Annotated in this window: 14 protein-coding genes; 4 read left to right on the top strand and 10 right to left on the bottom strand. The window is 59.9% G+C overall.

Annotated elements, in window-relative coordinates; translation table 11 throughout:
- The first annotated feature begins 371 nt into the window (after window positions 1-371).
- Window positions 372-617, top strand: a complete 246-nt coding sequence (locus ACI2KA_RS02940) for a transcriptional regulator (RefSeq protein WP_404499066.1) — start codon at window positions 372-374, stop codon at window positions 615-617.
- A 315-nt stretch (window positions 618-932) separates the two neighbouring features.
- Here ACI2KA_RS02940 and ACI2KA_RS02935 read toward each other — a convergent pair whose 3' ends face one another.
- The 8 genes from ACI2KA_RS02935 to ACI2KA_RS02900 all read right to left on the bottom strand — a co-directional run bounded on the left by ACI2KA_RS02935 (window position 933) and on the right by ACI2KA_RS02900 (window position 8283).
- Entirely contained in the window at window positions 933-1922 is a 990-nt protein-coding gene (locus ACI2KA_RS02935) for an Ldh family oxidoreductase (protein WP_404499064.1), read from the bottom strand.
- Between the two features lie 151 nt (window positions 1923-2073).
- Window positions 2074-2997, bottom strand: coding sequence for an energy transducer TonB (locus ACI2KA_RS02930; RefSeq protein WP_404499062.1), 924 nt, complete (start codon window positions 2995-2997; stop codon window positions 2074-2076).
- Window positions 2994-3479, bottom strand: coding sequence for a TonB system transport protein ExbD (gene exbD, locus ACI2KA_RS02925; protein WP_404499060.1), 486 nt, complete (start codon window positions 3477-3479; stop codon window positions 2994-2996). Before exbD ends, ACI2KA_RS02930 begins: the two co-directional genes overlap by 4 nt.
- Before the next feature lie 6 nt (window positions 3480-3485).
- Window positions 3486-4679: a tonB-system energizer ExbB gene (gene exbB, locus ACI2KA_RS02920; protein WP_404499058.1), complete on the bottom strand. Its 1194-nt coding sequence runs from the start codon at window positions 4677-4679 to the stop codon at window positions 3486-3488.
- Between the two features lie 193 nt (window positions 4680-4872).
- The gene (gene hutC, locus ACI2KA_RS02915) at window positions 4873-5610 is read right to left on the bottom strand and encodes a histidine utilization repressor (protein WP_404499056.1); all 738 of its coding nucleotides are present in this window, start codon (window positions 5608-5610) and stop codon (window positions 4873-4875) included.
- Between the two features lie 35 nt (window positions 5611-5645).
- Window positions 5646-6431, bottom strand: coding sequence for an ABC transporter ATP-binding protein (locus tag ACI2KA_RS02910; protein ID WP_404499054.1), 786 nt, complete (start codon window positions 6429-6431; stop codon window positions 5646-5648).
- The gene (locus ACI2KA_RS02905) at window positions 6431-7204 is read right to left on the bottom strand and encodes an ABC transporter permease (protein ID WP_404499052.1); all 774 of its coding nucleotides are present in this window, start codon (window positions 7202-7204) and stop codon (window positions 6431-6433) included. The genes ACI2KA_RS02910 and ACI2KA_RS02905 overlap by 1 nt, the downstream gene beginning before the upstream one ends.
- A gap of 137 nt (window positions 7205-7341) precedes the next feature.
- Window positions 7342-8283 (bottom strand): ABC transporter substrate-binding protein, encoded by a 942-nt coding sequence (locus ACI2KA_RS02900; RefSeq protein WP_404499050.1) that lies wholly within the window; start codon window positions 8281-8283, stop codon window positions 7342-7344.
- A gap of 205 nt (window positions 8284-8488) precedes the next feature.
- On the opposite strand from ACI2KA_RS02900, the gene ACI2KA_RS02895 reads away from it, so the two are divergent.
- The gene (locus ACI2KA_RS02895) at window positions 8489-9199 is read left to right on the top strand and encodes a YoaK family protein (RefSeq protein ID WP_404499049.1); all 711 of its coding nucleotides are present in this window, start codon (window positions 8489-8491) and stop codon (window positions 9197-9199) included.
- Between the two features lie 12 nt (window positions 9200-9211).
- Here ACI2KA_RS02895 and ACI2KA_RS02890 read toward each other — a convergent pair whose 3' ends face one another.
- Window positions 9212-9730, bottom strand: a complete 519-nt coding sequence (locus tag ACI2KA_RS02890; RefSeq protein ID WP_404499047.1) for a hypothetical protein — start codon at window positions 9728-9730, stop codon at window positions 9212-9214.
- Between the two features lie 77 nt (window positions 9731-9807).
- Here ACI2KA_RS02890 and ACI2KA_RS02885 point away from each other — a divergent pair, with 77 nt between their 5' ends.
- Window positions 9808-10446: a trimeric intracellular cation channel family protein gene (locus tag ACI2KA_RS02885; RefSeq protein ID WP_404499045.1), complete on the top strand. Its 639-nt coding sequence runs from the start codon at window positions 9808-9810 to the stop codon at window positions 10444-10446.
- 75 nt (window positions 10447-10521) lie between these two features.
- Here the strand turns inward: ACI2KA_RS02885 and irrA are convergent, their stop codons facing one another.
- Complete coding sequence (gene irrA, locus ACI2KA_RS02880; RefSeq protein WP_003493135.1) at window positions 10522-10941, bottom strand: iron response transcriptional regulator IrrA; 420 nt, start codon at window positions 10939-10941, stop codon at window positions 10522-10524.
- A gap of 316 nt (window positions 10942-11257) precedes the next feature.
- On the opposite strand from irrA, the gene fabA reads away from it, so the two are divergent.
- The gene (gene fabA, locus ACI2KA_RS02875; protein ID WP_003507274.1) at window positions 11258-11773 is read left to right on the top strand and encodes a 3-hydroxyacyl-[acyl-carrier-protein] dehydratase FabA; all 516 of its coding nucleotides are present in this window, start codon (window positions 11258-11260) and stop codon (window positions 11771-11773) included.
- The last annotated feature ends 43 nt before the right edge of the window (window positions 11774-11816 follow it).

The following is an 11816-nucleotide window of genomic DNA, read 5'->3' as shown; positions in this document are numbered from 1 at the left end:
ACGCAAAACTTGGCGCGAGATGTTATTCTATCGGTACGGGATATCGCCTATTAGAGCCGGCGCCATCCCGAAGGTTTAACGAAAAACGTTCCAAGGTTTTGAATCCGCATGTTGTTCTGGACAGAACCATTGCGGTTTATAGCAATATTGGTACGGCAATTCTGAAAATTCCCGGGATTGCGCCGATAAGGTGGGACCGGCCAGCTGCCGAAGCCGCATTCCATCGCATAATTCCTGATGCCAAATGAAACCTATTGGCGAAATCAACGTTTCTGTTCGCGTACAGACAGAAAGCTGACACGCCGGTTTCAGGAAATGAAATGACCACCTGATCGCGTGCCGGAAGGTCGATCTCTTTTGGGGCCGAAAAAATGTCTTCAAAAATGCCACATGAACATCGCCAGACGCGTGAAATTGTCCTTTCGGATCGTGAACGGCATTATCTCGGGCTGGTGGCGCGGGGCAAACACCCTTCCCACGTCGCCTTGATCACCGGCACGGACGAAGCGGAGGTCAAGGATACGCTGGAACGTGTGCGCAACAGGCTGGGTGCAGCCAATTTGCTGAATGCCGTCAGCATTGCTCTCCTGCGCGGCCTGATCGAGCAGGACGCTTGAACAACCATTGGCGCAACCGGATCGGCAATGAACCTGCGGCAATTCGTTCAGCCGCAGTTTCAAATAGAGGGCCAGCCCGGCTTGTCCCCTGACTGCATCCAAGCTTACGCGAAATCGTCCCCTTCCCGTAAGCTTAAAACCGGATGAGCGGCTTTATGCGTCGAAATCCCTCCATATCGATGGCGGGATGGCGGACCAAAAGCGGGCCGGACATGATGTCCGGCCTTTATCGACGCAAATGCAAAGCAGCCACAGACGGTTTGCCCGGCGGGTCCCATTCGATCCGCCGGGTTTTATTATTATTACGCAGCAGCTTCACAGCGATCGAATCTCGGCAAGAATATCGCTCTCGATCGCGATGCCGTTTTCCAGCGCCTGTTTGCGTATTCCCTGGCTGCGACGGCCGGGAAGGCGCACATTTTCCTGCTTTTCTATCTCGCCGGCAATCAGCGCCAGCCGCTCGGTAAAGGCCGCGCCGCCGGACGAAACGGGGTCTAAGGCGATGATCGTATGACCGAGAGAGGGGGGAGCGCCCTTGTCATCCAGAAGGGACGAGGCCTCGAAGGCGAAGTTTCCGCCGGTAATGGCAGCGGCCATGATCTCCACCATCAGCGCCAGCGCAGCCCCCTTCGCCTCGCCTGCGGGCACCATGGTTCCCTCTATCGCCTCGTCGGGATCAGTCGTGGGCCGGCCGTTTCTGTCGAGCGCCCAGTCGCCAGGGATGGTTTCGCCCTTCTGGCGCGCCGCCATGATCTTTCCACGCGCGACCTTGGAGAGCGCCAGATCGATCACCAGGGGATCGGCGTTACCGACGGGAGTGGCGAAGGCGATCGGATTGGTGCCGTAGAGTGGTTTGCTACCACCCCAGGGCGCCATGGATGCCGGCGCATTGGCGAACATGAGCGCGACGAGACCCATTTCGGCAAAACGCTCGACGGTCAGCGCCATGACGCCGGCATGATGCGAGCGATGGATCGCGGCGAGCGCAATACCCTGCTGCCGGGCCATGCCCGGCAATTCTTCCAGCGCACGGTCGATCGCCGGATAGGCATAACCATGATTGGCATCGATCGACAGGACACCGGGCTTCACGCGTGTCGACACCGGGCGCGCCTTGCCATCGACCTTTCCGACCCGCGCCTGGCGGACATAAACGGGGATGCGGCGAAAACCATGACCGCTCTGACCCGCGGCTTCGGAGGCGACAAGCGCCTTTGCCACCGAACGGGCGTTTTGCGGCAGAACGCCATTGCGCTCAAAGATAGAGGATACGAGATCCTCCGCCTCTGCGATCGAAAATTTCATGATTGTGGTAATTCCTGTTGGCTTTTATGCGATGGGACGAATTGGCCCCACTTTGCGGCATGCGGCCTCAGCAAATCAACATAGAAAATAAATCGGGCATCCCATCCTCTCCAGGGTCGGGATGCCCTTATGCAGTCGGGCAGTTTCACACCTATTTGAAAAGAATAGGCAGGGTGAAACTCGTATTGGCACCAGGCGGCGGCGGCGAGACGGACGCTTTTTGAATGACGGCCAAGAGTTTCTGGTCCATCGCCGAGTCGCCGGTGGACGAAATGATCCTTGCGCCACCCACCGATCCGCCGCTGTCGATCTTGAAGGAAACCGTAATCGTCATTCCGGATTTTCCAGCCGAACGGACCAGTCGCCGTTGCATCGCGGAGCGTACCTTCGCACCCCAATCGGCATTTGACATCGATGATGACGAGAAGAAACCGGCATTGCTGCGCGACGCCGCCGTCCGGTTGGACTGCTGAGCCTCGGCCTTCGCCGTTTCCCGCAATTCCGACGCCTGCTGCGGTTTTGGACGCTGGCGCTCGACCTTCTTTTTCTCTTCCGGCTCTTTCTTTTCCACCTTCTGTTCGACCGGCGGCGGCGGAGGCCGCATGACAGGCAGAGGAACCTCGACATTTTCGAGTTCCGCCATCATCTGTTCCTGCACGGGATCGATCGGCTCCACCGGTTCGGGAATTTCCTGAGGTTCGACAATCTCCTCGACCGGGGGTTCAGGCGGCTGAACCGGTTCCGGCGGTGGCGTTTCCACAACCGGTTCGGGCGGCGGCGGCTCTTCCGGGGCAGCCTCCTCCACCGGTTCGCTGCTGTCGCTCTTCACTTCTTCAGCGTCTTCGACATCCTGCGCCTGCGTCGTCTCTTCGGTGTGGACGGCCTCCGGTATCGCCGCCATTTCGATCATGATCGCGGCAGGCGGAGGCCCGCCGGCATCCAGCTCCTCGGGCTCCTGCATCAGATAATAGGCAAAACCGGCATGGACGCTCAGCATGAGCAGCGCCGCGGCGGACCACAGCGTCACTTCCCCCAGACGGGAATGGCGGGCGTGCGGGTAGCCGCTTTCTGTCATGGCGCCGTTCCCTCGGCCGTCGGCGCGGCGGGCTGCCCAGAAGCGGCGGGCTGCGATGCGGCAGCCGCGTTTTCAAGTCCCACCAGGGCAATCTTGAGATAACCGGCATCCCTCAGCAGGTTCATGATTTCCATGAAGTGGCCGTAGTCGACAGCCTTGTCCGCCCGCAGAAAAATGCGCGTATCCTTCTTGCCGCCCGTCTGCCGGTCGATCGCGGCCGCCAATGTTTCACGAGCGACCGCATCATTGCCAAGGTTGAGCGAAAGATCATCCTTTACCGTCAGATAAAGCGGCTCTTCCGGTCGCTCCGCCGGCTTGGCGGTGGATGCGGGCAGATCGACATTCACATCCACCGTGGCCAGCGGTGCGGCCACCATGAAGATGATGAGCAGAACCAGCATCACATCGATGAAGGGTGTGACGTTAATCTCGTGGTTTTCGGAGAGATCGTCTCCGCTATTTTCGCGAATGCCGCCAGCCATGACCGGTCACCGTCCAACCAGCGACACTGCGGGCTTGCTGCTGCCCGGGGGAATGCGGCGGAAATCGAGGTCGCGGCTGACGAGGCGTTCCACGCCGGCGGCCGCATCCGCCAGCAAGTGACGGTATCCGGTGATCGAGCGCGCGAAGACGTTGTAGATCACCACCGCCGGAATGGCGGCGACGAGACCGATGGCGGTCGCCAGGAGCGCCTCGGCAATACCGGGCGCAACGACGGCAAGATTGGTGGTCTGCGATTCCGAAATGCTGATAAAGGAGTTCATGATCCCCCAGACGGTGCCAAACAGGCCAACGAAGGGCGCGGTGGAACCAATGGTCGCCAGAACACCGGTTCCGCGCGACATGCGGCGACCGGCATGGGTTTCGATGCGCGACAGCGCCGAGGAGACACGCTCCTTGATGCCGCCGCCATCCGTGTGCTCGACCACCGCGTCGGAAAGCTGCATTTCGTGGGTCGCCATGCGCAGCATCAATGCTGCCGGTCCGCCCTTCTTCTCGACGGCTTCGGTGGCCTCGGTCAGGGTTTTTGCCCTGCGAATGACCTTGAGCGTCGAGCCGGCCCGTACCCGGGCACCGGCAAGTTCGATCGATTTCGCCACCCAGACCGTCCAGGTGACCAGCGACGCAAAGGCAAGACCGATCATCACGCCCTTCACGACCCAGTCCGCAGCCATGAACATGCCCCAGGGCGACAGATTGTGCGGGATGTCCGCACGGTGTTCAGCACTTGCGGGCTCGGCGTTCACCGGCTCTACCGGCGTTGCAGCCTCGTTCGGCACAGCCGTCTGGTTCGCTTGCCCCGGCTGTTCGGTCTGCGCCGGCTGCGGCGCAACGCCTTCGGGTGCCGGTGCGGGATCGGTTGCCGACTGCGCGGGCGCAGGCGGGTTCGACGACGGCTGGGCAGGCGCCACCGCAGCCGGCTGTTCCGATGCGGTCGCGGAGGGCTGGGCCGGCTGGATCGCCGGCGCATTCGGCGTCACGGGTGCTTCCGCCGGCGGCTGGGCAGGCTGGACGGTTTGCGTTTGAGGTGCAGGTTGAAGCTGGGGTTCGGATGCTGTCTGAGCCCAAACCGCACCGGCGCTCAACCCTGCCAGCAGGGTGACCGCCGTGGCCAGGGAGATATGCCGTATTTTGTTTGCCCTGTTGAAGGGTGCGGAAGAAGTGGAGGTCTCAGCTGACATAATTTTTATCCCGGATTTCCGTCGATGAACTCATCCGTAGAGTGGCCGGCTCCTGAAAGCCGGGGTCATGAACGGATACCGTCGTGAAAGCTTGACGTTCCGATAATAAACCTGAGTTCTTTTGACAACTATTATATTGTCAAAAGACGACCCGTAAACTCTTCTTTACAAAAAATTGACCGATCTCCGGTTTTCACGCGCTCTGTGACGGCGAAAACTGCGCCACCAGGGCGTGACGGTCGCCGGGATAGATGACCCGGACGTGGGTGATGTAATCCATCCCGTGCCAGGTGCGGCGATCAATGACCAGACAGGCGGCACCGGATGCGATGCCCAGGGCCGCCGCAATTTTGCGGTCGGCGGAAACGGCGCTGATGCGATGTTCGGCAGCACTCCAGGGCACCATTTTCAACAGCCACGTTCCCGGCCCGGTCTGCGAAAAATCCGCAAGTTCCGCCTGCGGAACGGCAGTGACGTTGATAATGCGCTTTTCCAGACAAAAGGGAACATCCCCGGCAAAATGCGTGCAGGTGAGTTCCAGGACCGAAGCGTCTGCGGCAAGCGCCATGGCCGCACCGTCCTCTTCGCCCGCGGAGCGCAAACGCCGCTTGTCGAGACGATATCCGTAAGCGAGGCCGAGCGCCTGCACCTCCCGCTCGATATCGTGGATTTCCAGCACGGCCGATTGCGCATGGGGCTGACGCACGAAAGTGCCGAGACGCCGGCGTCTTTCAATCAGGCCCCGCTGCACCAGTTCGCCCAACGCCTTGTTCACCGTCATGCGCGAACAGGCATATTGGCGCGTCATCTCATGTTCGAAGGGGATGCGATATCCCGGCGGCCACTCGCCCGACATGATATGCCGCTCGACATCGTTGCGGATGCGCTCATGCAGTGATTTTTCCTGAAGATCGGCGCCTGTGCTCCTCATCCCGATATTTCCATCCTCCCGGTTCGCTGGATCAACTATCCATGGGCAGCGGCGGCAATCGCCTCGCTGCGGATGTCCTCCGTCAGCCGGGCGCGCAATTCGGAAAATTCCGGGCTGGCCTTGACGGTATAGTGACGCGGATGCGGCAGGTCGACCGGCGTGATCGACTTGATGCGGCCCGGCCTTGCGGACATGGTGACGACACGCGAGGCCATGAAAACCGCCTCCTCGATGTCGTGTGTCACGAAAATGACGGTCTTCTGCTCGCGCTCCCAGATGCCGAGCAGCAATTCCTGCATCAGCCCGCGTGTCTGGTTGTCGAGAGCGCCGAAAGGCTCATCGAGCAGCAGGATTTTCGGACCGTTCGCCAAAGCGCGGGCGATGGCGGTTCTTTGCTGCATGCCGCCGGACAGCTGTTTGGGCCAATGGTTTTCGAAACCGCGCAGGCCGACCTTGTCGATATAGCTGTCGACGATCTCCCATTTTTCCTTCTCGGCGACGCCGCGCTCGCGCAGGCCGAAGGCGACGTTTTCCCGGATCGTCAGCCAGGGAAACAGCGTGTAGGACTGGAACACCATACCGCGATCCGCCCCCGGCCCCGTCACCACCCGGCCGGAGAGGAGAACCTCGCCCGTCGTCGGACGGTCGAGCCCGGCGATGATGCGCAGCAAGGTCGATTTTCCGCATCCTGACGGGCCGAGAATGGTGACGAAATCGTTGCGCGGGATTTCGAGGTCGGTGGGCTGCAGGGCGAGTGTCGGCGCGCCGCCGCGCACGCCCGGAAAGGTGCGACTGACACCCTTGATAACGAGTTCGTTCATCAGGCAAGCCTCCAGGCGAAAAGCTTCCGGTTCAGCGATTTGAACGCGAAATCCGAAATGAGGCCGATAATGCCGATGACGATGATGCCGAAGATGATCTGCCCGGTCGCCATCAGCGCCTGGCTGTTGATGATCATGTAGCCGATGCCGGAAGACGCGCCGATCAGTTCCGCAACAATGACATAGGTCCAGGCCCAGCCAAGGACGAGGCGGAGGATTTCGGCAATATCGGGTGCATTGGCGGGAATGAGCACACGCCGCACCACACCGCGGTCTTTTGCACCCAGCGTATAGGCAGCCTCCACCAGATCGCGCCGCGTGCCGGCGACAGCCACGGCCACCATCAGGATGATCTGGAACACCGCGCCGATGAAGATCACCAGCAGCTTCTGCATCTCGCCGATGCCGGCCCAGAGAATGAGCAGCGGCACGAAGGCGGAAGCCGGCAGATAGCGCGCGAAGGAGACGAAGGGCTCAAGCAGAGCCTCGATCGGCTTGTAAGCCCCCATGGCGATGCCGAGCGGCACGGCGACGAGAGATGCCAGCACGAAACCGCCCACCACACGCCAGATCGTCATGCCGATATCATTGGCAAAACCCTGATCGGTGATGAGATAGATGCCGTCCTTCAGCATGGTGATGGGGTCGGCCAGAAAGGTCGGCGATACGAAGCCGCCCAAGGTGGCAAGACCCCAGGCGGAGAAAAACAGCATGAAGAACAGGATGCCCAAAGCGATCCTCGTGCTGTTTTTTATGGGTTGAAGTGGTTGCATCTGTCGCCTGTCCGGAAAACCGGCGCGGCACTTTCGCCGCGCCATCAGAACGCCGTGCGCGTTTCATGACACGCAATCGGCGCAAACTTCTGTTTGGCTGCAATATTCCCCGCAGGGAATGCGGCCGCCGTTTTCTGTTATTTGATGAAGGACGTATCCGCGAGTGTCGAAAGATCGGGTTTCGACTTTATCACGCCGATTTCCAGCAGAAGCTCCGCCGATTTTTCCGAGAATGTCTTGAATTCACCCTCGAAAAATTTCTGGTTGGCGGCCTTGTCCTGCCATTCTAGGAACTTTGCCGAAGCGGCAAAGGCCTCGCCGGTCTGCTTCACATCAGCCCCCATTGTCGCGTAGGACTTTTCGGGATCGGCCTTGATGAGGTCGAGGGCCTGGAAATAGCTGTCCGCCAGGGCTTTCGCCGCCTGCGGATTGGCCTTCAGGAAATCCGGCGAGCAGCCGAACGTATCCATGACGGCGGGATATTCGAGCGTGGTGGCGAGGATCTTGCCCTTGTCGGGAGCGGCACGCACGGTGGACAGATAGGGCTCATAGGTCATGGCCGCGTCGTTCTGACCGGCCACGAATGCCTGTGCGGCCGGTCCCGGCTCAAGATTGACGACCTTCACATCCTTCAGCGTCAGGCCGTTCTCCTTGAGGATCCAGGCAAGGAAGAAATAGGGGGAGGTGCCCGGCGCGGAAGCGGCAATCGTCTTGCCCTTGAGATCGGTGACCTTCGCGACATCACTGCGCACCGCAATGCCATCGGCGCCATGGGATTTGTCCATCTGGAAAATCTGGGTGGACTTCACCCCGTTGGCGTTCCAGGCGATCCATGTCTCCACCGTGGTGGCGGCGCACTGGATATCACCGGAGGCGAGCGCCAGATGCCGGCTGGCCTGCGGTATCTTCTTGATGTCGACCTTCAGGCCGTTCTTTGCGAAAATTCCGGCTTCCTTGGCGAGCGTCAGCGGCGCGAAACCGGTCCAGCCGGACATGCCGATGGTCACCGATGTTTCGGCATAGGCCGCAGCGGACGAGACAAGCGTTGCAACGGTGGCGAGAACCCAAGTTTTTTTCATGATCTGAACCCCTTTTGATTTATTTTTATGCGATGTTGTTTTTCGCTTTATTTGAGGCATGGTAGGCAGGGTTTCTATATTTGTCTAGACAAAGTAGAGCGCCCGAGCGCCTCTCGAAAGCTTGCAAACGGGCCGTGCGGCATTCTAGACAGAGGCTACACGGCACCGCCGCCAGGCTTGTCGTTTTTCAGTATCGAGCTTGTCCATGACCAGACAAAGACGCCGCAATATCATCAGGGCAAGGCGCACCGGAACAGGCATTGCGCTGGTTGCCGCCATTTCCTTCATTGCCGGGATGACGGATGCAGTGGGTCTTTATATTTCCGGCGATTTCGTTTCCTTCATGACCGGCAATACGACGCGCGCCGCCGTCTCGATGGAATCGGGCATCTATTCCCATGCCGCAAAGCTTCTCTTTGCCATCGTAGCCTTCGTGGCGGGCAATGCCGGCGGCATCGTGGTGGCGCACAAATTCGACCGACGCATTTTTGCCGTCCTCATGGCGGTGGGGTCGCTGGTGGCTATTGCGGCGCTGCTGCGCGGCGAAGCGTCGGGTCTCGCGCAATTTTATCTTGTGGTTTTCGCCATGGGCATGGTGAATGCGGCCGTTGAGCATATTGAGGGTCTGCCGATCGGCCTCACCTATGTGACCGGCGCCCTTTCCCGTTTCGGCCGCGGCATCGGCCGTTTTCTTCTCGGCGAACGGAGCCTCGACTGGGGCATCCAGATCGTGCCCTGGCTCGGCATGGTCGGCGGCGCGATCTGCGGCGCCGTTCTGGGCGCCACGCTGCACTCGGATGCCCTCTGGGTCGTCGCGGCCGCTGTCTTCGCCGTCGCCGTCGCTACCCTCGTCATTCCGCGCTCGCTTCGCCAGCGGTACAATCAGAAGGTCAAAATCCGACGGATTGCGCCCTAGAAGCTTCCGCCGCTACTTCCGCGAAATGGTGACGAATTTCGTGCCGCGCACCCTGACCGTCATCAGGCAGGGCTCGTTGTCCGTCCGCTCGCAATAACGGGGATGCATCTTCAGCACGAAGACCATGTTGCCGAAACGCTTGATGAAATCATAACCGTAAATCCGGGCCGTGGCGATCATCAGATAACCGCCCTCCTTCACCTGGACATAAAAATTATAGGGGCAACCCTCATCGTCGCAGCTGCGGCCTTTTTCACCATCGCAATCGAGAACGCCGTGATTGACGACGGCATCCATCAGGCCGTCATTATTGATATCCAGCCGCGTGACGAAATCATCGCCAAAGGCCGCCACCTTGCATTCCTTGCGGAAATGATCCTTTTCGTAGATCTCGGGATCGCTCACCAGCTGCTGCTGCGCCAGGAGCGCCGCCGGAAACATCAAGAGGACCAGCGCCTGAAGAGCGGCAACGAGAGCGATTCGCACGGCATTTTCCTTTGCATCCGTTTCGGTTATGGATGTTGCGATCATCCGGGCGGCCAGCCTAGAGTTTAGTGCTTGCGCGACACTGACGTGTCCGCGGCCCGCATTTCGGGGGGAACCTTTTCATGACACTTCTGGGTTTTCTCGATTATGCCGGCGTCGCCGTCTTCGCCGCCACCGGCGCGCTCGCCGCTTCGCGCAAGCAGCTCGACCTGATCGGCTTCCTGTTTTTCGCGGCTGCGACCGGCATTGGCGGCGGCACGGTGCGCGACCTCGTACTGGGGAGAACGCCGGTGTTCTGGGTGATAAACCCCACCTATATTCTCGTCTGCGTATCGGTCGCGGTTCTGCTGTTCTTTACCGCACATCTTTTCGAATCCCGATATCGGGTATTGATCTGGCTCGATGCGCTCGGCCTCTCCGCCTATTGCGTGATGGGCGCTGCCAAGGGCCTCGCCGCAAGCGGCTCCGCCACCGTGGCCATCGTCACCGGTGTTTTAACGGCAACCTTCGGTGGCGTGTTGCGCGATGTTCTTGCGGGGGAACCTTCCGTTCTCCTGCGCCCGGAAATCTACATCACCTGCGCGCTTCTGGGTTCTTCCACCTTCATTATCGTCTATTTCCTCGGCGCACCGCTTTATGCCGCATCAGCGGCGGGTTTCCTGACGGCCTTCTGCGTGCGATCCGGCGCACTGCTCTTCGGTTGGACTTTCCCACCCTACAAGGCCAAGCCCGGCAGACGCCCGGAAGATGTCATGAAGTGACACAGGGAAATGACCGCCGAAAACAGAAAAGGCGCCTATGGGCGCCTTTTTCACATCCACTATCGGAGCGAAGCTTCAGCCGCGCTTGCGGCGAAGGCGGATGACCACATCCACATGGGCGATTTCCATGCCTTCGGGCGCTTCCGGCAGATTGCCGATCTGGAGATTATTGACGGGAATATCGAGAACCTCATTCTCGCCTTCCACGAAGAAGTGGTGGTGATCCGAGACGTTGGTGTCGAAATAGGTGCGTGCGCCTTCCACCGCGAGAACCCGGATAAGGCCGGCTTCGGTGAACTGGTGCAGCGTGTTGTAGACGGTGGCGAGGGAAACGGGCACGCCGGCGGTGACCGCCTCGTCGTGCAGTTCCTCCACCGTCAGGTGGCGATCGCCCTTTGCAAAGAGAAGATCGCCCAGAGCCACGCGCTGGCGCGTGGGTCTCAACCCCGAGCGCCGCAGCCTCGTTCCGATATCCAATGTGGCGTCAAATGCCATGCAATCCCATTCCAAACAGAGGTATGAAACTCACCAATTGCATTAGCATATATCTTTTGCAGCGAATGCTTTCAATAGTTTCAGCGCGGTCAGGCGCGGCAAATGGCGGCAAACCGGCCTTTCTTGCAAATTTCCTCTGGTTCCAGCCGGATGGTTCCTGTATGCGGACGGCATATTGAGGTAATGACTTCTGCAAAGAAGGTTCGAAGACAAAGAATGGGGGCGGAGCGGCCCCTGCCCTTGCAGCGCTTCATTTTAAACCTAACTTGCTCTAGTGAAGTCGATCAACACCAGTAACTGGGGAAGTGAAAGCGGTATGGCAACGAGGCAATCAAGTTACAATTACGAGGAGATCCTGTCCTGCGGTCGCGGCGAATTGTTCGGCCCCGGAAATGCCCAGCTCCCATTGCCCCCGATGCTCATGGTTCACCGCATCACCGAAATTTCCGAGACCGGCGGCGCCTTCGACAAGGGTTTCATCCGCGCCGAATACGATGTCAGCCCCGACGACTGGTATTTCCCCTGCCATTTCCAGGGCAACCCGATCATGCCGGGCTGCCTCGGCCTTGACGGCATGTGGCAGCTGACCGGCTTTTTCCTCGGCTGGTTGGGCGAAGAGGGCCGCGGCATGGCGCTTTCCACCGGCGAAGTCAAATTCAAGGGCATGGTCCGCCCGCACACCAAGCTTCTTCAGTATGGCATCGATTTCAAGCGCGTGATGCGCGGCCGTCTGGTGCTTGGAACCGCCGATGGCTGGCTGAAGGCGGACGGAGAAACCATCTATCAGGCGACGGACCTGCGCGTAGGGCTGTCGAAGGAAAAAGCTGCCTGAGGCAGACGGAATAGTCCTGACAAACGCCGGGCGGCTTCGGTCG

The organism is Agrobacterium sp. NPDC089420 (genome assembly GCF_044900305.1).
Lineage (GTDB): Bacteria > Pseudomonadota > Alphaproteobacteria > Rhizobiales > Rhizobiaceae > Agrobacterium.
The sequence above is the reverse complement of the archived record's forward strand: the minus strand, read 5'-3'. Positions and strand labels throughout refer to the sequence as shown.